The organism is Streptomyces sp. NPDC087845 (assembly GCF_044742755.1).
Classification (GTDB): domain Bacteria; phylum Actinomycetota; class Actinomycetes; order Streptomycetales; family Streptomycetaceae; genus Streptomyces.
The window spans coordinates 178,474-201,262 of record NZ_JBIUVC010000008.1 but is presented as its reverse complement, the minus strand read 5'-3'; the positions used below and the strand labels follow the sequence as shown (position 1 = coordinate 201,262).

The 22,789-nt window shown below is 69.8% G+C and carries 12 protein-coding genes; 11 read left to right on the top strand and 1 reads right to left on the bottom strand.

What is annotated here, in order from left to right; all coding sequences use genetic code 11:
- Positions 1 to 48 precede the first annotated feature (48 nt).
- Positions 49 to 1,332, top strand: a complete 1,284-nt coding sequence (locus ACIOMQ_RS21820) for a serpin family protein (protein ID WP_402189904.1) — start codon at positions 49 to 51, stop codon at positions 1,330 to 1,332.
- Positions 1,333 to 1,457: 125 nt separating this feature from the next.
- Here the strand turns inward: ACIOMQ_RS21820 and aroQ are convergent, their stop codons facing one another.
- The gene (gene aroQ, locus ACIOMQ_RS21815; RefSeq protein WP_402189901.1) at positions 1,458 to 2,075 is read right to left on the bottom strand and encodes a gamma subclass chorismate mutase AroQ; all 618 of its coding nucleotides are present in this window, start codon (positions 2,073 to 2,075) and stop codon (positions 1,458 to 1,460) included.
- 249 nt (positions 2,076 to 2,324) lie between these two features.
- Between aroQ and bla the strand changes: the two genes are divergently transcribed.
- The 10 genes from bla (at position 2,325) to ACIOMQ_RS21765 (ending at position 22,639) form a co-directional block, all read left to right on the top strand.
- Positions 2,325 to 3,254: a class A beta-lactamase gene (gene bla / locus ACIOMQ_RS21810; protein WP_362202404.1), complete on the top strand. Its 930-nt coding sequence runs from the start codon at positions 2,325 to 2,327 to the stop codon at positions 3,252 to 3,254.
- Positions 3,255 to 3,377: 123 nt separating this feature from the next.
- Positions 3,378 to 4,247 (top strand): Gfo/Idh/MocA family protein, encoded by an 870-nt coding sequence (locus ACIOMQ_RS21805; RefSeq protein ID WP_401265136.1) that lies wholly within the window; start codon positions 3,378 to 3,380, stop codon positions 4,245 to 4,247.
- Positions 4,248 to 4,285: 38 nt separating this feature from the next.
- Entirely contained in the window at positions 4,286 to 4,492 is a 207-nt protein-coding gene (locus ACIOMQ_RS21800; RefSeq protein ID WP_401940956.1) for a hypothetical protein, read from the top strand.
- A 692-nt stretch (positions 4,493 to 5,184) separates the two neighbouring features.
- A complete protein-coding gene (locus ACIOMQ_RS21795) occupies positions 5,185 to 6,126 on the top strand; it encodes a sterol desaturase family protein (RefSeq protein WP_401265130.1) in 942 nt (313 codons plus the stop codon).
- 131 nt (positions 6,127 to 6,257) lie between these two features.
- The gene (locus tag ACIOMQ_RS21790; RefSeq protein WP_402190079.1) at positions 6,258 to 15,674 is read left to right on the top strand and encodes an amino acid adenylation domain-containing protein; all 9,417 of its coding nucleotides are present in this window, start codon (positions 6,258 to 6,260) and stop codon (positions 15,672 to 15,674) included.
- The gene (locus tag ACIOMQ_RS21785; RefSeq protein WP_401265124.1) at positions 15,664 to 17,346 is read left to right on the top strand and encodes a phytoene desaturase family protein; all 1,683 of its coding nucleotides are present in this window, start codon (positions 15,664 to 15,666) and stop codon (positions 17,344 to 17,346) included. Before ACIOMQ_RS21790 ends, ACIOMQ_RS21785 begins: the two co-directional genes overlap by 11 nt.
- A 20-nt stretch (positions 17,347 to 17,366) precedes the next feature.
- Positions 17,367 to 19,091: an NAD(P)/FAD-dependent oxidoreductase gene (locus tag ACIOMQ_RS21780; RefSeq protein WP_362202386.1), complete on the top strand. Its 1,725-nt coding sequence runs from the start codon at positions 17,367 to 17,369 to the stop codon at positions 19,089 to 19,091.
- Positions 19,088 to 20,143 (top strand): NADP-dependent oxidoreductase, encoded by a 1,056-nt coding sequence (locus ACIOMQ_RS21775; RefSeq protein ID WP_362202383.1) that lies wholly within the window; start codon positions 19,088 to 19,090, stop codon positions 20,141 to 20,143. The genes ACIOMQ_RS21780 and ACIOMQ_RS21775 overlap by 4 nt, the downstream gene beginning before the upstream one ends.
- 82 nt (positions 20,144 to 20,225) lie before the next feature.
- A complete protein-coding gene (locus ACIOMQ_RS21770) occupies positions 20,226 to 21,401 on the top strand; it encodes a cytochrome P450 (protein ID WP_401265455.1) in 1,176 nt (391 codons plus the stop codon).
- Between the two features lie 119 nt (positions 21,402 to 21,520).
- Positions 21,521 to 22,639: a WD40 repeat domain-containing protein gene (locus ACIOMQ_RS21765; RefSeq protein WP_362202380.1), complete on the top strand. Its 1,119-nt coding sequence runs from the start codon at positions 21,521 to 21,523 to the stop codon at positions 22,637 to 22,639.
- The last annotated feature ends 150 nt before the right edge of the window (positions 22,640 to 22,789 follow it).

The following is a 22,789-nucleotide window of genomic DNA, read 5'->3' as shown; positions in this document are numbered from 1 at the left end:
GAACCACTAGGTCTAGACCAAGTTCGAGACTAGCCAGGGCAGTTGGGCATGTCCATACCAGACATGGACGGAGGCGTACCGGAGAACGAGAACCATGCGATCATGTGCGTGACCGTCAGGGGGGGCGCCGTCATGCAGCCGACAGCCACATCCGTGAGCGCGGTGAACCGGCTCACCGCACGGTGGGCGACCGGCCTCGGCCCGGCCGACACCGTTTTCTCGGCAACGACTGTCTGGCCTCTGCTCGCACTTCTCGCCCACGCGGCCGAAGGGCCTGCGCGCAGTGAATTGGAGGAAGCGGTCGGTATGCGCGCGGACGATGCCGCCGCGACCGCGCGAGACCTGCTGGCTGCGCTGAAAGATGTGCGGGGAGCCCGTTCGGCCATCGGCCTGTGGACCGGACGCGCCCTTCCTCTGAACCCGGCCTGGGCCTCGGGGCTGCCCACGGACACCCTGGGGGTGTTGACCGGCGACCCGCATGCGGACCGGAAGGCGCTCGACGCCTGGGCGTCGGACTGCACGGACGGGCTGATCCGATCGATGCCGGTACCGCTCGACGGGGGGACCGAACTGGTGCTCGCCGCGGCGCAGGCCGTACGCACCCGATGGTTGCAGCCCTTCTCGGAGTGCGAAATGGTTCCGGAGAAGGGGCCGTGGGCCGGACGGTATCTGATCGGGCTCCGGCGCGAGACCTCGCTCCTCGACCGGGTGGGCGTCGCCGAGACGGAGGCGGGGCGGCTGACCGTGCTCAAGGTTCTCGGCGACACAGGTGTGGACATCCATCTGCTGCTCGGCGATCCGGACATGCCGCCCGGTCAGGTGCTGAGCGCGGGGGCCGGGACGCTGGCCGGCCGGTACCGGACCGTTCCCGGTCATCTCCTGCCCGCGGGCGATCCGGGACCGGGCCTGGAGACAGGCACCGAGCGCAGTCTCCTGCCCGAGCCGACACTGGCTGTCCGGACCAGTCCGTACTCCCTCGGCGGGGACCACGATCTGCTGCTGCGACCGGCGCTGTTCGGGCTTTCGGCCGCCACGGACATGAGCCACGGGCACTTCCCCGGAATCAGCGGGGCGCCGCTGGCGGTCCGGTCGGCACGGCAGGCGGCCGTGGCCGTCTTCGACGCGGCAGGCTTCGAGGCGGCCTCCCTCTGCGCCGTCGGAATGGCCGCGGCCGGAATGCCACCGGCACCGCGGTATCTGACCAGGCGCGTCGAGGTCTCGTTCGACCGGCCGTTCGGCTTCCTCGCGGTCCACCGCACGTCGCGGCTCGTCCTTGCCGCGGGCTGGGTCGCCGAACCCACCGTGTACCCCGTCGACGAGGGGGACGCGTGAGTGCCGTCCTTTGGGCGTCCGGCGGTTTTGGTGCACACGCTCTGCGGACGGGACGGGACGGGACGGGACGAGACGGGACGAGACGGGATGGGACGGTGGCTCCGGGGGCCGAGGTGCGGCTGATGTCAGACGCCACTGCCGCAGACGGAGCCGACGGAGAGGTCCAGCGCCGCCGAGTGGAGTCGGTCGAGGTGCCTCGCACGGCGTACGTGGACCGTCGAGACGGCCAGCGCGACATCGCACAGAGGCGCTGAGCGCCACGGTGCCGAGGCGGCGACGGCCCGGACGAGCGCCTCGTCGACGCGGCTGACCTCCTTGCGCACCTCACTCAGCTCGGGGCGTTCGGTGGGCGACGCGGACGGATCGTCCCGCCACCGGCGGTACAGCCCGCGCTGCACCACCTTGTTCGCCTCGATCTGGTCCCGGAAGATCCGCCGGGTCGTCTCGGGGTCCCCACCCAGCCTCCCCGCCCGTTCGGCCGCGGTGTCCAGCACCTGCTGCTCCCTGGCGGGGTCGTCGATCGGGCTGCCGGTGCCCCACTTGGCCGCGGCGACCAGGTCTGCGGTGGTGACACGCCGGGCAGAGAGACCGGTGAGGGACAACAGCGGCGTGTGCGGACCGGCCCCGTTCCCTTCGGCCGTGGGGGAGTTCGTCGCACCGGTGGAGTTCGGCGTGGCCGTGGACGGCGGGGCGGCAGCGGCCATCCCGGTGAACAGCGCCGTGGCGGCTACGACCGCAGTCATGGCTGCGGTCGGCAAACGGCCCGACCGTGAATTCTGCTGCACGAGAGTTCCCTGTGAATCGTTCGATTGCGTGAGGAGCCCATGGAGCGCTTCACGCACCGACCACGGACAGGGAGAACTCCTGGGCGCGCGCAGAGGTAACGGACCAGCGGACGCGCCCCCTCGTGTGCAACCGGTGGGCCACGAGAAACGTCGTGTGCAAGAAGTGCGGGCAAGTGAGAGGGCAGGCCGGACATGAAGAAACCGGACATGAAGAAAGGCGGGAAGACCGTGAAGTCAAGCAGTGGCGCGTCACGCCGTGCGGTGCTCGCAGGCGGTCTGGGAGCGGCGCTGGCCACGGCTTCCATGCCATCGGCCGCGTACGCCTCCGTCCCGGAGAGTGAGTCGGCGCGAAAGTTGCGGGACCTGGAACGGGATCACGCCGCCCGGCTGGGGGTGTTCGGGTGGAACACGGCGACGGGCAAGGTCGTCCTCCACCGGGGGGATGAACGCTTCCCGATGTGCTCGGCGTTCAAGACGCTGGCCGTCGGAGCCGTCCTGAGGGACCTCGACCACGACGGGACGTTCCTCTCGAAGGTCATCCACTACACGGAGCAGGACATCGAGAGGGCGGGCGGGGCGCCCGTGACCGGTCTGTGCGAGAACCTCGCGCAGGGGATGACGGTGAAGGCCCTGTGCGGCGCGGCCATCTCGCAGAGCGACAACACCGCGGCGAACCTCCTGCTGGAAGAGCTCGGCGGACCGACGTCCGTCACCCGCTTCTGCCGGTCCATCGGGGACACGGTGACCCGGCTCGACCGCTGGGAGCCGGAGCTGAACTCGGCGGAACCGGAGCGCCTGACCGACACCACCAGCCCCCGGGCCATCGGCCGGTCCTACGCGCGGCTCGCCCTCGGGCACGTCCTGGAGGCGGGAGACCGCGAGCGACTGACCGGGTGGCTACTGGCCAACACGACCGGCGGCAAACGCCTGCGCGCCGGCCTTCCCGAGGACTGGACCGTCGGCGACAAGACCGGCACCGGCCGCTACGGGACCACGAACGACGTGGGCATCGCCTGGCCGTCCCGTCGAGGGCCGATCGTGATGGCTGTCCTGTCCACCCAGCATGCGGAAGACGCCCAGGCGGACGACCTCCTGATCGCCGAGGCGGCCGCCGTCCTGGTCCCGGCCCTCACCTGACGCCCACGCTGCCCCCGCCGACGCGCGTGGCAGGCCGTGGCGACGACGGGCCGGGTCCGGCCTGCCCGGTGACCTGGGGGAGTGCTGTCAGCAGGCGAGCAAGGGTGAAGGTAGCCTCTCCCGATGCGCATCGGGATCGTTGGCACCGAGAACACCCATGTCGACCACATCGTCGGCCATCTCAACGTCCACGACGCGGGCGGCGACGCCCGCGTCGTGGCTCTCAGCGGCGGGCACAGTCGGCGCAACGACATGCTGGCGTCCGCCGGAGGGGTGGAGAAGATAGTCGACGAGCCCGCCGACCTGCTCGGTCTGGTGGACGCCGTCGTCATCGCGGACCGGCACGGCGCGCACCACCGCGAACAGGCCGTCCCCTTCCTGACCGAGGGGCTTCCGGTGTTCGTGGACAAGCCGCTGGCCTGCACCGTCGCGGACGCCCGGACCATGATCGACACCGCGCTCGCCCATGACGCGCCGCTCACGTCGTCCTCGGCGCTCCGCTGGATCCCCGACGCCGACACCCTGGTGGCCCGGTCCGCGCAGGGCGGGCAGCCGCAGGCGGTGGTCGTGTCAGGGCCCGCCGATCCCGGCAGCGAGTACGGCGGGATCTTCTTCTACGGCATCCACCCGGTGGACCTTGCTCTGAGGCTCGCCCCCGGTGAGATCCGCGACGTACGCACCGACAGCACCGACACCACCGTCACCGCGTCGTTCACCGCGGGCGGCACCCGGGTCGTCGTGAATTTCGTCAAGCCGGATGAAACGGACCAGATCCCGTTCCATGGAATGACGTTCACCCGGAACACCATGGTCCAGCAGACCCTCACGCTCGACGCGCAGTACTGCGTGCCGGGCCTCGAAGCTTTCCTGGGGATGGCCCGTACGGGCAGGCCGCCCATCGGTTACGGGGACTTGCTGCGCCCCATCGAGGTTCTGGAGTCCGTCGCCGCCGCCCTGCGTCCGCGGCCGGCCCGTGAGGGCGCCTCCTCGTAGTCGGCCAGGAGGTCTCCGCCGCTGTACACGGTCCGGGCGTGCGGCGTGTGCCCTGCGGCTACGCCTACATGCCCCCTCGCGTCGGCGCTGACCGTGCGGCGGTCACCGAGGACGAGCAGCGCTTCGCGGTCGTTCGCGTCGACGGCTCCGTCGATGCGAAGGCCCCCGGGCGCGGCACGTCGGTGACTCCCGCCCCCTCCCGCGGGCCCGACCTCGATGGTCAGGAGGGCAGCGCACCCGGGTGACGCGATGTCACAGAGCATGTCTACACCTCCGGACCTCGGTTGCCCGTCCGTGTGAGCCACGCGATCTCCGCTCCGGATCCGGCGTTGATCTCCGCTCCGGATCCGGCGTTAATGAGCCACGGCAGGCCCGTTTGTGCTCCGCCGGGACCGGGACCGAAGCCGCGCCGCCGCCGGGGCCGGAGCGAGCGGCCTGCCGGGGCGGCAGAAGAGCGTCCTTCCGGCCCGGGCGGCCTTTTCGGGGTCTCCCTGTCCCACGACGGCAGGTCCGAGGACACGCGTCCGGAAAGACGGAACAGAAAGTCCCAACAAATTATTAGTATTACGAGTAACTCACGTGGCCGTAAATCGAATTATTCGCATTCGGCCCGGCTGGTCCGCCTGTTTCATTGAGAATCGGACGCGGTGGCAGAATCCCGCCCCCTCTGCCCAGTGCATCAGGACGCGGCTTGAATCAGACGGTTGGGAGGGTCGGGCAGGGAAAAGGAATCAGAGCGGGCTCGCCCCGACGGTCCCGCCCCGGGTCCGCCGAGTCCGCGAAGCAGTTCACGGCAACATCCGGGCGCACGTTCTTCCCTGCGTGAAGACTGACGTAAGGAGCGTCGGTCTCGCGCGCCCGAAAGAAATCATCAGTCAGTTCCTCTTTCGAGGTCTGCGCATTCTTCTGTACTGGTTCCTCTATAAAGGTGCTGCGGATGGAAAATTGCGAACCACTGCCCGGTGGTGGTCGGCAGCCGGATACCGGTCCGGCATCGTGGGAGGGGTCCGTCGTGCGTGCGACGCGCGCTGTTCTCCGCGTGTCGGCATATCCCTTCCTGCTGGTGGCCACGGTTTCGGTGGCTACGGCAGCTCTGTGCCTCGACTGGGATCCGGGTCGTGTGAGCCCGCTCTTCCTGCTCGGCACCCTCGTCTACCTCGCCGCGCTCGAACGTCTGATTCCGTACCAGCGCTCCTGGCATCCGAGCCCCAGTGAATGGCGCTGGTACGGCGTCTACTTCCTGCTGACGATGGCGGCCAGTGCCCTGGCCCAATATCTCGTCACAGCGACTGTCTCCGTGGTGACTCCGGAAGAGCCGGCACTCCACCTCTGGGTCGAAATTCCTGCTGCTCTGCTGACCGGTTCGCTGGCCAGTTATCTCGTGCACCGGCTGGGCCATGCCAATCGGATATTGTGGCGACTGCACGGAGTGCACCACGTGCCGCAAAAAGTGAACGTCGCCAATAATGGCGTCAATCACGTTCTCGACATCGTGCTTGCGCAGGGGGTTGTTCAACTGGCCCTTGCGCTGATCGGGTTCTCCCAGGAATCCGTACTCGTCGTGGGTCTCTTCGTGGCCGCACAGGGCTATTTCGTCCACGCGAATATCGACGTGCGCATCGGACGGCTCAACCACGTGCTCGCCAGTCCCGAGCAACACCGCCTGCACCACAGCACCGATCTGTCCGAAGCGGGCCACTACGGCTCGGATCTGTCGATCTGGGACCACCTCTTCGACAGCTACACATGGCGGCCCGGCCGTGAGCCGGTCGCGGTCGGCCTCGGTGACCCCGCGTCGTTCCCCCCGACCGGCGAGATCGCCACCACCCTTTTCCATCCCTGGCGCCGTGCGAGGAGGGCCGGGCCCGGCTCCGCCTGACCGGACCCTCTTCTCCGGAAACTCGCACTGCCCCTCGCATCCATGCCGTGTCCCGGCGCCTCGACTTGAGGAGTACGACCTTGCCCGACGTGAACAGTGCATCTGTGAGCGACGAAGTAGCGATCATCGGCATGGGCTGCCGACTGCCAGGCGGTGCGTCGGACCACCGCACCTACTGGCGGAACCTCATGGAGGGCAAGGACTGCATCACACCGACACCGGCGGACCGCTACGACGTCACGACGCTCGGCAGCAGGCACAAGGAGAAACCGGGACGCCTGATCGGTGGCCGGGGTGGATACATCGACGGTTTCGACGAGTTCGACCCGGGTTTCTTCGGAATCAGTCCACGCGAGGCCGACCACATGGACCCTCAGCAGCGCAAGCTGCTGGAGGTGGCCTGGGAGGCGCTGGAGGACGGCGGCCAGCGGCCCTCGGAGCTCGCCGGAAGCAATACCGCCGTGTTCGTGGGCGCGTTCACGCTGGACTACAAGATCCTCCAGTTCTCCGATCTGAGCTTCTCCTCACTGGCCGCGCACACCGCCACCGGCACCATGATGACGATGGTCTCGAACCGTCTCTCCTACTGCTTCGACTTCCGCGGCCCCAGCCTGTCGATCGACACGGCGTGCAGTTCCTCCCTGGTTGCGGTGCACCTCGCCTGCCAGAGCCTCAACAACCGGGAGACCGACCTCGCACTCGCCGGTGGCGTCCTGCTGCACATGGCACCGCAGTACACCATCGCCGAGACGAAGGGCGGCTTCCTGTCGCCCGACGGCCGCTCACGTACGTTCGACGCCTCGGCCAACGGCTACGTACGGGCCGAGGGCGTGGGCATGGTCGCGCTGAAGCGGCTCGACGACGCCGTACGCGACGGCGATCCGATCCATGCGGTGATCCTCGGCACGGGGGTCAACCAGGACGGCCGCACCAATGGAATCACCGTGCCCAGCGCGGACGCCCAGGCCGCTCTCATCCAGCGTGTCTGCGCCGGAGCCGGCATCACACCCGGCTCCCTGCAGTACGTGGAGGCACACGGCACGTCGACGGCGGTCGGCGACCCGATCGAGGCGAACGCGCTGAGCCGGGCGCTGGCCGTGGGCCGCAGACCCGGTGCCAAGTGCTACGTCGGGTCCGTCAAGACGAACATCGGGCACACCGAAGCGGCAGCGGGCATCGCCGGACTGATCAAGACCGTGCTCTGCCTCAAACACCGCCGTATCCCGCCCCACATCAACCTGGAGCGGATCAACACCGCCATCGACCGGGAGTCCTCCCCGTACCTGATCCCGACGGAGCCGACCGACTGGCCCGAGCACGAGGGACCCGCGCGGGCCGGGGTGAACTCGTTCGGCTTCGGCGGCACCAACGCGCACATCGTGCTGGAGGCGGCACCCGAGCGGGAGGACCGGCACACCGCGCCCCGCGAACGGGCCTGGAACATCCTGCCGCTGACCGCCCGGACCCCGGAGGCCCTGCCGGAGGTGGCGGCGGGCATCCGACGCGAGCTGGCAGGGGGCCACGGCCCTGATGTGTCGCTGTCCGACCTCGGGTACACGCTTGCCCGACGCCGTCAGCACCTCGAGTCGCGGCTCTCCGTCGTGTATGCGTCACGCGACGATCTGGACGAAGGGCTCGCCGCCTTCCTGCGGGGTGAACCGCACCCCCGAGTGGTCCGCGGCAGGCAACTCGACACCGAACAGCGCGGCCTCGTCTGGGTCTTCACCGGCATGGGGCCGCAGTGGTGGGGCATGGGCCGCCAACTGTTCGAGGGCGACGAGGTGTTCCGGGAGGCGGTCACCCGCTGCGACCTGGCCGTCCGTAAGCTGGCGGGATGGTCCCTGATCGAGGAGATGACGGCCGACGAGGCCGCGTCGCGCATGGGCGAGACATGGCTCGCGCAGCCGGCCAACTTCGCCGTCCAGGTGGGACTCGCGGCCATGTGGCGCCAGTACGGCGTGCGGCCCGACGCCGTGGTCGGCCACAGCACGGGCGAGATCGCCGCCTTCTACGAGGCGGGTGTCTACACCCTGGAGGACGCGGTAAGGATCGTGGTGCACCGCAGCCGGCTCCAGCAGCGGCTCACCGGGACGGGCACCATGCTCGCCGTGAGTCTCCCCGAGGAGGAGGCGCAGTTCCGGGCGGCCGCGTACGGGGACCGGGTGTCCGTTGCCGCGGTCAACAGCCCCTCGGCGGTCACCCTGGCCGGGGACCGGGACGCGCTGGCCGAACTGGCGGACGGGCTGCGCTCCGAGCAGGTCTTCGCCAAGTTCCTGTCGGTCCAGGTCCCGTACCACAGCGCGGGCATGGAAGCGATCAAGGACGAACTGCTGGCCTCGCTGGACGGGCTCGACCCACGGGCAGCGACGGTTCCGCTGTATCTGACGGGCCAGGAGGGCACGGCACACGGCAGTGAGCTGGACGCGGCCTACTGGTGGAAGAACGTCCGTCACCGCGTCCGTTTCCGCTCGGCCGTGGACCGGCTCGCCGACGACGGGTACGGGCTGTTCCTGGAGATCGGCCCGCATCCGGTGCTCGGCCACTCCATCCGTGAGTGCCTCGACAGCCGGAGCGCGGCCGTACACACCGTCGCCTCGATCCGCCGCCAGGAGAACGAACCGGAGCGCTTCGCCGCCTCGCTGGCGGAACTGCACAACGTCGGAGTACCGGTCGCGTGGGACACCCTGCACCCGGTGGGCAGCCCGGTCGTGCTTCCCCGCTACCCGTGGAAGCGCGACCGGTACTGGACGGAGCCCGGCCCCGTTGCGCAGGTCCGCCTCGGCCACGCCGACCATCCCCTGCTGGGCCGCCGCACGACGCACACCGAACCGTCCTGGCACACGACACTCGACACCGAGCGGTTGCCCTACCTCGACGACCACCGCATCCAGTCCACCGTGGTCTTTCCGGCGGCCGGGTACCTGGAGATGGCCACACAGGCGGTCCGTTCCCTGACCGGCGGCACGCACGCCGTGCTGACGGACATCGAATTCCGCAAAGCCCTCTTCCTGCCCGAGGGCGAGGACCGCGCCGTACGCCTGACGCTCTCGTCGCAGAACGCGGTGTTCACGATCGCCTCGGCAGGGGAGACGGAGGGGGACCGGGCGGTGCACGCGAGCGGCGTCGTGCGCTCCGGGCAGCCGCGCCCGGCCGGCCCCGCCGTCGACACCGCGGCCCTCCGGGCCGGCAGCCGGCGCAGGCTGGACGGTGAGGAGTGCTACGCGGAGCTGGCCGCCCTGGGCTACCACTACGGTCCCGCCTTCCGCGCCATCGAGGAAGTGTGGATCGGTTCCGGCGAGGTCCTCGCCCGGCTCAGCCCGCCCACGGCGATCGGTGACGACGCGGCCCGGCACCACATCCATCCCGTGCTGCTCGACGCCTGCTTCCAGTCGCTGCTGACGACACAGCTCCTCGACGGGGATGCGGGCCGGCCGGCCTCCGGCATCCGTCTGCCTCTGTCGATCGAGGAGGTGTGCCTCGCTCCGGTCGGAGACCGGCCGATCTGGGTGCACGCCACGGTGACCCGCAGTGACGCGGACGAGCTCGTCGGGGACATCGCCGTCCACACGGACAGCGGTGAACCTCTGGGCGGGATCAGTGGATTCCGCGCAGCCGACGTGGAGAAGGCGCCGACGGCGGTCGGTCTGGGCACGATCGACTCCTGGCTCGCCGAAACCGTCTGGATCGACAGGCCTTTCGACAAGTCCGCGGTCACGGACAAGGCCACGGTCACGGACAAGGCCGCGGACACCGCATCGAGTGAGACCGTCACCGGTACCGACTGGCTGGTGTTCGCCGACAGCCACGGCGTCGGCGACGCGCTGAGTGCCCTGCTTGCCGCGCGCGGCGTGCGCTGCCACCTCGTGCGTCCCGGAAAGGCGTACCAAACGGCGGGCGACCGAGGGGAGTTCACCGTCGTGCCGGGGTCCGGCCAGGACCTGGAGCGGCTCTTCGCCGACCTGGACGAGGGCGGGGAGCGCGGCGAGGACGGCAGGACGTCCCTCGGCACCGTCGTGCATCTGTGGAACCTCGACCTGCCGCACCTCACCGAGGCCGCAGGGCAGGACGTCGCAGGGCACAGCGAAACCGGGGCGTATTCGCTGATCGCCCTCGCCCGCACACTGCTCCGGCGCGGGGCCGGCGGCCGACTGCACATCGTGACCCGCGGGGCGCAGTGCGTCGAGCCCGGCGAGATCGTCGAGCCTCTGGGAGCGCCCGCTTGGGGAGTCGGCCGGGTACTCAGGCACCAGGAGCTGCTCTCCCACGGCGGAAAGCTGATCGACCTGGATCCCGGCCGACAGGGAGACGAGGGCCCCCGGGCCGACGCACAGGCGCTGCTGCGCGAGGCACTCACCGACGACGAGGAGGAGATCGCGCTGCGCGGCGCGGGCCGCCTCACCAGCAGGGCGCGGCGGGCCGAGGGGCTGACGCGCCCCCTCCCGCTGCGTCTGCGCGCCGACGCCAACTATCTGGTCACCGGAGCCTTCGGAGCGCTCGGCCGGCTCCTCTGCCGGACACTCGTACGGCGCGGGGCGCGCAGCCTGATCCTGATCGGACGCACCGCACTGCCGGAGCGTTCCGCCTGGCGCGGACTCGACCCCGCCACGGCCCAGGGCCGTGCCGCCGCCTTCGTCAGGGAACTGGAGGCGCTCGGCGCCCGGATCATCCTGGCACCGCTCGACATCACCGATGAGACCGCCTTCACGACCTGGCTCGACGCCCACCGGCTCACCGACCCGCTGCCGGTCCGCGGAGTGTTCCATCTGGCCGGTCGGGTCCGCGACACACTCGTCACGGACATGGACCACCGCACGTTCGCCGAGGCCCACGATCCCAAGGCCGTCGGCGCGTATCTGCTGCACAGGCACCTGCGGGACGAACCACTCGACCACTTCGTGCTGTTCGCCTCGATCGCCTCGCTGCTGACCACGGCGGGCCAGACCAACTACGCCGCCGGGAACGCCTTCCTGGACGCGCTGGCCCAGCACCGTCGCGCGCTCGGACTGCCGGGCCTCAGTATCGACTGGGGGCCGTGGGCCACCGGCATGATCGAAGAGCTCGGACTCGTCGGCCACTATCTCTACAGCCGTGGGATGAGCTCGCTCGCACCGGACGTCGGCATGGCGGTGCTGGAACGCGTCATCGGCCAGGACCGGGCCCAGTTGCTCGTCGCGACGGTCGTCGACTGGCCGGTGTTCCAGTCCTGGTACGCCTCCCCGCCCCTGCTGGTGGCCGAACTCGCGGCGGCGGCCACCCCCGGAACGGTCGACGCGGGCACGGGCGACGGCGTTCTCGACACGTTCCGCACGGCGGACGCGGCGGAGCGGCTGTCCCTGGTGGCACGGCGGTTCACCGCGGTGGCCGCCTCGGTGCTGCGGACGAGCCCCGAGCAGATCGATCCGCACGCGGGCCTCAACGCGCTGGGGCTCGACTCGCTCCTGGCGATGGAGCTGCGTGCCCGGCTCGGCTCCGAACTCGGCGTCGCCCCGCCCGTGGTGGCTCTGCTGAGCGGCACCCCGGTCGTCGAACTGGTCACACAGCTCCACGACGGTCTGGCCGAGGCGGTGGCGTTCGAGTCCGGCGGTGACGACAAGGGGGCGGTGGAGGTCTTCGAGGACGAGCTCCGCCATCCGCTGACGCAGAACCAGAAGGCCCTGTGGTTCCTCAGGCAGCTCAACCCGGAGGGCTACGCGTACAACATCGGCGGCGCGGTCGAGGTCCGCGTCGCCCTCGACCCCGACCTGATGTTCGAAGCTGTCCGCTGCCTGGTCGCACGGCACCCGGCGCTGCGAACCAACTTCCTCACGGTGGACGGCCTGCCACTGCAGCAGGTGTCGCCGGACCGGAGCCCGGACCTCGCGCTGTTCGACGTGCAGGACCAGGAGTGGGAGGAGATCCACCGGACGATCGTGGCCGAGTACCGCAGGCCGTACGACCTCGAACGCGACCCGCTGTTCCGCTTCCGCCTCTTCAAACGCGGCCACGACCGCTGGGTGATCATGAAGGCGGTGCATCACATCGTCTCCGACGCGATCTCCACGTTCACCTTCATCGAGGAGCTCCTCGCGGTCTACGAGGGGCTGCGCCAGGGCCGTGCGCCCTCGCTGCCGCCCGTCACCGCGCGCTACCTGGACTTCCTCAACGCGCAGAACCGCTTCCTGTCCGGTCCCGCGGCGCAGCGCATGCTCGACTACTGGCGCTCGCATCTGCCGGACGAGGTGCCGGTCCTGGAACTGCCCGTCGACAAACCCCGGCCTGCCGTGCAGACACACAACGGGGCCTCGGAGTTCTTCGTGCTGGACACGGCTCTCACCAACCGAGTGCACGCCCTGGCCCGGGAGCACGACGTGACTCCGTTCATGGTGCTGCTCAGCGCCTACTACGTGCTGCTCCAGCGCTACTCCGGTCAGGACCACGTCATCGTGGGCAGTCCGGTGACCGGCCGGACGCAGCAGGAGTTCGCCTCCGTCTACGGCTACTTCGTCAACCCGCTCCCGCTGCACGCGGACCTGTCCGGGGAGCCGTCGGTCGCCCAACTGCTGCAACAGGTCCGCACGACCGTGCTGGGGGGCCTCGACAACCAGGAGTACCCATTCGTCCTGCTGGTGGACGAACTGGGACTCCAGCACGATCCCACCCGTTCCGCGGTGTTCCAGGCCATGTTCATCCTGCTGACCCACAAAGTCGCGACCGAGAAGTACGGCTACCGGCTCGAATACATCGAACTCCCCGAAGAGGAAGGGCAGTTCGATGTCACCCTGTCCGTCTACGAGGACGAGGCGGAGCGCCGGTTCCACTGCGTCCTCAAATACAACACCGACCTGTTCCTGCCGGAAACCATGCGGCGGATGGCAGCGCACTACACCACCCTGCTCGACAGCATGACCCGGGCGCCGGCCGACCACCCCACCACCCGGCTGGAGATGCTGGGCGCCCAGGAGCGTGAGCGGCTGGTGGGCGAGTGGAGCGGCGCCGCGCGCACCGCCCTGCCGTCCGCAACGGGGGAGCGCGAGGCGGATCGTGTGCGCCCCGTGCATGAGCTGATCAGTGAGGCCGCCGCCCGCTGCCCGGAGGCGGTCGCCGTCACGGTCCCGTCGCACCGCGGGGCGGCCCGCCGGCTGACGTACGCGGAACTGGACCGCCGCGCCGGGGAGCTGGCGCAGCGGCTGCGCGGGCTGGGGACCGGTGCCGGTTCGGTGGTGGCGCTCTGCCTGGACAAGTCGCCCCACCTCGTCGTCGCCCTCCTCGCGGTGCTCAAGGCCGGTGCCGCCTACCTCCCCCTCCCGCCCGACCACCCGGCAGACCGTGTCGCCCACGCCGTGCGGACCGCGGGCGCCGGCCTCCTCGTCGTCGAGGACGAGTCCTCCCGGGACCGGATGGCAGGGATCCCCGCCGAGACGCTGACCCTGCGGGAACTGTACGAGGCGGGGCCCGGGACGGACGGCCGGCGGGCGCCCGCGGCCGGACCGGACGACCCGGCGGACCTGGACTCGCCCGCGTACGTCATCCACACCTCCGGCTCGACCGGGCACCCCAAGGCCGTGCAGGTCAGCCACCGCAACCTCGCCTCGGCGTACGGGGCCTGGCTCCAGGAGTACCGGATCGACCGCGATGTGCGGGTGCACCTCCAGATGGCGGCCCCGTCGTTCGACGTCTTCACCGGTGACCTGGTGCGCGCGCTGTGCTCCGGCGGCAACCTGGTGCTCGTCGACCGCGATCTCCTCTTCGACACCGAACGCCTCTACAGGACCATGCGCGAGGAGCGGGTCGACTGTGCGGAGTTCGTCCCCGCTGTCGTACGCGGACTCATGGACCACTGCGAACGGGAGGGGCTGCGGCTGGACTTCATGCGGCTGCTGGTCGTCGGGTCCGACGCGTGGAAGACCGGGGAGTACCGGCGGCTGCGCGACCTGTGCGGACCGCACACCCGCCTGATCAACTCCTACGGGGTCACCGAGGCCACCATCGACAGCGCCTGCTTCGAAGGACCCGTCGACGACCTGGAACCCGGCCGCACGGTGCCGATCGGGCGCCCCTTGAGCAACAGCACACTCCATGTCCTCGACCGGCACGGCGAGCCGGTGCCGCCCGGCGTACCGGGCGAGCTGTGGATCGGCGGCGACGGCGTCGCAATCGGCTACGCCGACGACCCCGCGCAGACGGCCCGGCGCTTCGTGACCCGGACGATGAGCCGGGAGCCGGGCGCCGGACCCGTACGCCTCTACCGGAGTGGTGACGCGGCGTGCTGGGACGCGGACGGCCGGGTGCATCTGCTCGGGCGGGTCGACGACCAGGTCAAGCTCCGCGGCCACCGGATCGAGATCGGCGAGATCGAGGCCCACCTCGCCCAGTGGCCCCGGCTGGCCCGGACGGTCGTCACCGTGCGCCCCGACGCCCGGGGGGAGGACGCGCTCTGCGCCTACTGCGTGCCGGTGGACGGGATGGTGCTCGACCGGCGCGCGCTGCGACGGCACCTCGCGGAACTGCTGCCCGCCTACATGGTTCCCTCGCACTTCGTCGCACTGCCGGAACTGCCACTGACCGCCAACGGGAAGGTCGACGTCGCCGCCCTCCCGACGCCCCGCTTCGACGCGGACGACGAGCTGGACGAGGTGCTCGGCACACCGTTCGAAATGAGCATGGCCCGGCACTGGAAGGAACTGCTGGGCCTGGAGCGGGTCGGCCTGACACACGAGTTCTTCGAGGCCGGAGGCAGCTCCATCAAGCTGATCGAGCTGATCCACCGGCTGCGCCAGGAATTCGGCGTCGGCATTCCCGTCAGCCTGCTGTACCGGGTCACGACCCTGCACGGGATGGCCGCCACGGTGGAGCGTCTCGCCACCGGCGGGATCTCGGACGATCTGCCCTACCTGAGCTTCAACAGCGACCGGGACCCGACGGTGTTCTGCTTCCCCCCGGCGGGCGGCCACGGACTCGTCTACCGGGCCTTCGCCGCCGAGCTGCCCCGGTACCGGCTGATCGCCTTCAACTACGTCCCGGGCGAGGACAAGGTGGCCCGCTACGCCGACCTCGTCGAGTCCCTGCGCCCCGTGGGCCGATGCCTGCTGCTCGGCTACTCCCTCGGCGGCAACCTCGCGTTCGAGGTGGCCAAGGAGCTCGAAGACCGGGGACGCGAGGTCGGCCATGTGATCGTCCTGGATTCGCACCGCATCCTGGAGCCCTACGTCCCCGGCCCCGAACACTTCGAGGTCTTCGAGGCGGAACTGGCCGAACACCTTCGAAAGCACACCGGATCGGAGATTGTCGCCCGCGAAACCCTGGACCACGCAGCGGAGTACCTGGCGTTCTGCGGCCGCACACCGAACCTCGGCACGGTCTCCGCCACCGTCAGTGTGGTCACGGACGAGGAGAAGACCGCGCTCTACACCGCGGGCGCGCAGGGCACCTGGCACGGCAGCTCCACCACGGCCACGGCCCTGCTGCGCGGCTCCGGGATCCACGCCGACATGCTCGATCCCAAGCATGTGGCCCGCAACGCCGAGCTGGTGCGCGGCATCCTCCAGGAGGGCAGCGCCGATGGCCGGTGACACGGACGATCCGTGGAGCGCCGGCGGACGGGACGCGGACGGCAGACCCCGGGTCATCGTGATCGGCGCGGGCATCGCCGGAATGTCCACCGGCTGCTACGCGCAGATGAACGGAATGCGGTCCCGCATCTTCGAGAAGCACGTGCTGCCCGGGGGCTGCTGCACGGCCTGGTCGCGCGACGGCTACATCTTCGACTACTGCATCGAGTGGCTGATCGGCACCGCCGACGGCAACGATGCCCACCAGGTGTGGCGCGAACTGGGAGCGCTCGACGGCAAGACCATCACCAACTTCGAGATGTTCAACCGAGTCGTCGACGAGACCGGCCGGTCAGTGGTCTTCTACAACGACCCGGACCGGCTGGAGCGCCACCTGCTCGACCTCTCGCCCGCCGACGCCCGGCTGATCCGCTCGTTCTGCCGGGACCTGAGGCGATTCATCGCCATCGACCTGTATCCGTTCCTGACCGCCCCGGCCCTGCGGACCGTGCGCGAGAGGGCCGCGACGCTGCGCACCGTCCTGCCCGCGTTCCGCCTGTTCTGGCGTACGGCTTCGACGCCGATGCACGAGTTCGCCGACCGGTTCCAGGACCCGTTGCTGCGCCGGGCGTTCCGCAACATCTTCTTCCAGGACCCGGAGGGCTTCCCGCTCCTCCCGTACCTGTTCAACATGGCCAGCGCCCACCACCACAACGCCGGGTTCCCGCAGGGAGGTTCACTGGGCCTGGCGCGTTCGATCGAGGAGCGGTACACGACGCTGGGCGGTGAGATCGACTACCGCGCGCGGGTCGAACGGATCCTCGTCGAGGACGGACGCGCCGTCGGCATCGAACTGCGCAACGGCAGGCGGTACCACGCCGACCATGTCGTCTCGGCCTGCGACGGCCACACGACGATTCACGGTCTTCTGCAGGGCCGGTACACCGGGCCGCGGATCGACAAGCTGTACGACGACCTGCTGCACCGACCGGGCAGCCTCTTCCCCGCGGTGGTCTCGGCCTTCGCCGGGGTCCGGGGCGACCTGGGCCCCGACCGGGCGCACAGCACCACGTACCTGCTCCCGCCCGAGGACGCCGCTCGGCTGCCCGGCGCGCTCCAGAGCAGTCTGGTGGTCCAGCTGCGTTCCCACTACTCCGACGGATTCGCCCCGCCCGGAAGATCGGTGGTCCACTGCACCTACTTCAGCGACTTCGCCTACTGGAAAGCACTGCGTGCCGCCGACCGCAAGGAGTACCGGGCGCAGAAGCACCGGGTCGCCGACTTCGTAAGAGACTTCCTTGAGCGCCGGCTGCCGGGCACGGCCGAACGCATCGAACTCGTCGATGTCGCCTCACCGGCGACCACCCGGCGCTACACGGGCAACCACGACGGCTCCATCCTGGCCTGGAAGGCATTCTCCGAGGCCGACGACATCGCGGCCAAGCTCGTCGGCAAGGACCGCATGCGCCTGCCCGGCCTGCGGGGATTCTCCATGGCCGGGCAGTGGGTCGGCATGGGCGGTCTGATCCGCGCCGCGTCCACCGGCCGCTTCGTCGTCCAGTACCTCTGCGACGAGCTGGGACGCGGGTTCACGGCTTCCGAGAGCCCGGGCGGCGAACCCTGGCACCCCGGAAAGCTGGGCCGGCTGCCTCAGCTCGACAGATGGTCCGCACGCGGGGACACCCGCACATGAACACCGAGGAGAGCAGGTTCATGTCGCGTTCCGAACGGGAGTCGATGATCATCATCGGCGCGGGACTCGGCGGTCTGTCCACCGGCTGCTACGCCCGGATGAACGGCTACCGCACCCACATCCTGGAGATGCATGAACTGCCGGGCGGCTGCTGCACGGCCTGGGACCGCGGTGACTTCACCCTGGATCCCTGCGTCAGCTGGCTCCTCGGCAGCGGACCCGGCAACGAGATGCACCAGATCTGGCTGGAGCTGGGCGCGTTGCAGGGCAAGGAGGTACGGCATTTCGATGTGTTCAACGTCGTGCGCGGGCGGTGCGGCCGGGCCGTGTACTTCTACTCCGACCCCGACCGGCTCCAGGCACATCTGACCGACCTCTCACCCGTCGACTCCGCCCTGATCCGGGACTTCTGCAAGCAGCTGCGGACGTTCCGCAAGTGCCTCGCCGTCTACCCGTTCCTCAAACCGGTCGGGCTGATGTCCACGCTCGAACGCTGGCGGATGCTGGCGTCCTTCCTCCCGTACTTCAATGCCGTGCGCAAAACCATCAGCGTACTGATGAAGGACTACTCGGCGAGGTTCAAGGACCCCCTGCTGCGCGAGGCGTTCAACTTCATCCTGTACGAGAAGCATCCGGCATTCCCGGTCCTGCCGTTCCACTTCCAGCTCGCCTCGCACGCCAACCTCTCCGCGGGCGTCCCCGAGGGCGGATCGCTCGGACTGGCCGAGTCGATCGAGCGGCGCTACCGCAGGCTCGGCGGCGAGGTGACCTACAACGCCAAGGTCGAAGAAGTACTGGTCAAGGACGACCGGGCGGTCGGGGTCCGGCTGAGCGACGGGCGCGAACTGCTTGCCGACATCGTCGTCTCCGCCTGCGACGGCCGCACCACCATGATGGATCTGCTCGGTGGCCGCTACCTCAACGAGGCGTACCGCCGTCTGTACACGAAGACCATCAGCGAACCCGGCATGGTCTTCCCCGGATACTTCACGCTCTTCCTCGGCCTGCGGCGCGACTTCCCCGACGCCGAGCCCTGCACGACCTATCTGCTCGATGCATCGGAGGCGGCCGAACTCACCGGCATCCGCCATCCCAGCATCAACGTCCAGTTCCGCAGCAGGCACTACCCGGAACTCTCCCCGCCGGGCACGAGCATCGCGTACGTCACCTACTTCTGCGACATCGCCCCCTGGCGGGCCCTGGACGAAGGGCCGGAACAGGTGACCCGGACCCGCGGCGGGCAGGAGCTCCACACCTTGCCGGTACGCCACGGCCGCGGGTACTACACGGCCAAACGGCGGGCCCGCGACGCACTCGTCGCATTCCTGGAACGGCGTCACCCCGGCATCACGGACGCGATCGCCGTGCGCGATGTGTCGAGCCCGCTCACACAGGTCCGCTACACCGGCAACTACGACGGCACCGTCCTCGGCTGGCAGCCTTTCGTGGAGAGCGGGGAGACGCTGGAGACGCTCATCAAGAAGCACGGCCCCGGCCTGCCGGGACTGCGGAACTTCTACCAGTCCGGCGTATGGGCGACGACAGGTGGCCTGATCCGCGCGGCGGCGGCGGGCCGGCACGTCATGCAGTTCATCTGCCGGGACGACGGCCGGACGTTCACCGCATCCGTCGACGAGAGCGGGCCGCTCCCGACCCACCTCGTCATCCCGGTGGGGCCCCGACCGGACACGCGGCCTGTTGTCAAGGGCGGTTCGTCCTTCGCCGAGAGAGAGGGAACAGGATGAAGGCCATGAAATGGGTGGTCCGTGAGCACATCGAGGGGGTCCCCGACGTCGAGAGGATCTACGGGCTGGTCGAGGAGGAGCTCGATGCCGACCTCGCCCCGGACGAGATGCTGTTGAAGACGCGCTACGTATCGGTGGACCCCTACCTCCAGGGCATCGCGCTGGACACCCCTCTCGGCGCACACATGGGTGCCGACTCGATCATGGAGGTGCTGGAAGCCGGACCGCGGGCGGCTCATCGCCCGGGTGACCTGGTGCAGGGGTTCGGCGGCTGGCGCACCCATCTCGTCAGCAACGGAGCAGCGACCCCCTGGCAGACGGGAACGTTCCCGATGGTCTTCCCGGCCTTCCGCCGCCTGGAGCCCCGCTGGTACGACGACGCGCTCCCGCTCACCACCGCGCTGAGCGTCATGGGCGGACCCGGAATGACCGCCTGGGGCACGCTGACGAAGTTCCTGACGGTGAGTCCCGGGGACACCGTCGTGGTCAGCGGTGCCTCCGGCTCCGTGGGGTCGCTGGTCGGCCAGCTGGCCAAGCTCGCGGGTGCCCGGGTGGTCGGTACCACGTCGACGACGGAGAAGGCGGACTACCTCGACGAGCTGGGATTCGACGCGGTGGTCGTCTACCGCCACGGAGACAGCCGCGAAGCCGTGCGAGAAGCCCTCTCCTGGGTCGCACCGGACGGAGTCGACAAGTACTTCGACAATCTGGGCGGCACCGTGACCGATGCCGTGTTCTCCATGCTCAACGTCGGCAGTCAGGTGGCCGTGTGCTGGCAGTGGGCCACCCAGGTCGGCCGGGACACCTGCGGGCCGCGACTGCTGCCCTACATCATGTTCCCGCGCGCATCCGTGCGTGGCATCTTCTCGCTGGAGTGGTTCACCGAGGAGAACTGGCGCGCGCTCCACGACGAGCTGGGCGGCAGGGTCCGGCGGGGCGAGATCCGCTGCGGTCACACCCTCCACCACGGCTTCGAGAACATCCCGGACGCCTATCGGAGTCTCTACCACGACACGGGAGCCAGCCGGGGGAAGGTGCTGGTCGAACTCTGACCGCAAGCTGCCCTCGCAGCCCCCTGACTGCTCTCTTCCCATGCCTGGAGGTCCGTTGCCCCGCTCCGACGACAACGACGCGATGACCGGCCCACCCATGCTCCCTCTGCACCGTCTGAGCTTCGACCCGCCCGGGCCGCCGGCTCCCGTCGTCCTGCCGGACGGGGGCCGGGCCTGGCTGGTGAGCCGATACGCCGACGTACGCAAGGTCCTGACCGACCCCCGGTTCGGACGCGCTGGGCTCCACGCACCGGACACCCCGAGCCTGACGGGAGAATCGGGCCTGGTGAGCAGCCTGGACCTGATGTTCAACCAGGACGGCGAGGATCATCTGCGCCTCCGCCGCACCCTGCGGCGCGCCTTCACACCGAGGGCCGTCGCGCGCTGGCGGCCCTGGGTCGCGTCGATCGTGGAACAGCGCCTGGACCAACTCGCCGACAGGGAACCTCCGGTGGATCTGGTCGCCGGCTTCACCCTTCCGCTGCCGGTCGACGTGATCAGCCGGCTGATGGGGCTCGATGCCCTGTCCCGGGAACGGCTGCGCCACTGGAGCGAGTACGCCTTCTCCGACGGCTCCCAACCCGAGGAGGAGATGGAGACCGCCCTGACGGAGTTCGCCGCCTTCGGAGCCGCCCTGCTGGCCGAGCGGCGGAGCGCACCTGGCAACGACCTGACCAGCGTGCTCGTCCGGGCGGCCGATGACGAGGGCGGTATCCCGGAGGGACAACTGGTCGACCTGGTGTGCGGGCTGGTGGTGGGTGGGCACGACAGCACCATGACGATGCTGGGCAACTCCCTGCTCTATCTGCTCGGCGAACGCCCGGAGTGCTGGCACCGTCTGGGGGAGGACGAACAGGCCGCCGGGGCGGTGGCCGAGCGGTTGTTCCACCTGATCCCGCTCGGCGACGACCGGGGGTCCGCGCGCCACGCCGCCGTCGATACGGAGGTCGGTGGCGTGGTCGTCCCGGCGGGTTCGGTGGTGCTCGCCGACTGCGGCATGGCCAACCGTGATCCCGATGTGTTCCCGCCCCAGCAGCTCGACGACCTGTTCGCCCCGCTGAAAGCCCCCACGCTGTCGTTCGGCGCCGGGCCGCACTACTGCCTGGGCGCCTGGCTGGCCCGGCTCGAACTCCAACTGTCCCTGCACCGGCTCGCAGCCCGCTTCCCCGGCCTCCGTCTGTCGCGACCCGCAGACGAAATCGAATGGCGGCGCGGCACCACGTCCCGCAGTCCGCAGCGGATCACCGTCACCTGGTAGGAGCGACGGTGCCCCGTGCGACCGAAATCCCTTGGAAGAGTGGGGAGTTGAGGTCGCCCGAGTGACGCGAGAGGCACCATACTTGGCGTCACTTCATATCTGCTGAGGGGACAACCGCGGTGGCGCCCAACAACCTCCTGCGCGGACTGCACATGCTGATGTTCCGGATCCTCCGGGTGCGCCTGCTGCTGGGCATAGTGCTGGTGCTGGCTCTGTTCCAGGTGCTGTCCGCGCTTCAGGCACTCCTCACCGCGACGGCGGTCGTGGTGGTGCTGGTCGGCCTCAGGACGGCCATCCAGAAGATGCTCGCCCCCAGGTTCAGCGCCGTGTGCCAAGTCCGCGCGGAAGAACGGACCTTGCTCGCGTTCGCGGGATCGCGGCGAATGATCACGATCGGCGACCCGGCCACCGGGGACGCGGTGACCACCCTGGCGGGGCACCGGGGCTGGGTGAGCGCCCTGTGCGAGGTGGAGTCCGGCCGGCGCTCCTTGCTGGCCTCCGGCGGCAAGGACCGGACGGTACGGCTGTGGGACCCGGGTACGGGTGAGCAGGTCTCCGTTCTCACGGGGGCGCGCGCCGCGGTGAGCAGCGTGTGCCAGGTGCGGGTGGACGGTGGCGCACTGCTGGCCGCCGGCGCGGAGGACGGATCGCTCCATCTGTGGGAGCCGGGCTCGGGCGAGCAGGTTCGTGTCCTGTCGCCCGGAGCCGGCGAGGTCCTGGCGGTGTGCGCGGTGCGGTCCGAGGGACGGGACCTCCTCGCCTCGTCCCACGTGGACCGGAGCGTACGGCTGTGGGAGCCGGGCACGGGCGAGCAGATACGGGAACTGAGCGGCCATGAGGGCTGGCCGACCGCTCTGTGCCAGATGGAGAGCGCGGACGGGACCCTGCTCGCCTCGGCCGGTACCGATGAGACGATACGGGTGTGGAACCCGGACACCGGAGAACAACTCCATGTCATGGAGGACGACTTCGGCTGGCTGCACGCCCTGTGCCAGGTCGAGGTGGGCGAGCGGAAGCTGCTGGCCTCCGGTGGCGACGGGCCGGGCGTGAAGCTCTGGGACCCGGCCACCGGAGAGAGGACGGGCACCGTCGGCGGCGCCCCGTTCCTGCTGGGGCCGTACGGCTGCGGGTGGGTGCGCGCGCTGTGCCAGATCCAGGTCGACGACGAAGTGCGCATCGCCACAGGCGGGTACGACAAGCGGGTGGAGACCTGGCGCCTCACGGAGCGGAGTCTGTGAAGGGGCGGCCGTGTGCCGGGGAGCCCCGCACCGTCCTCGCGTGAGCTGCGCGGCCGGGCCGAGGCGAACCTGCGCCACCCCGGCCGCACCCCCCTCGACGCGGTGAATCCGCGCGGCGCCGGTACGGGCACGAGCAGATCCCGTCGAGTC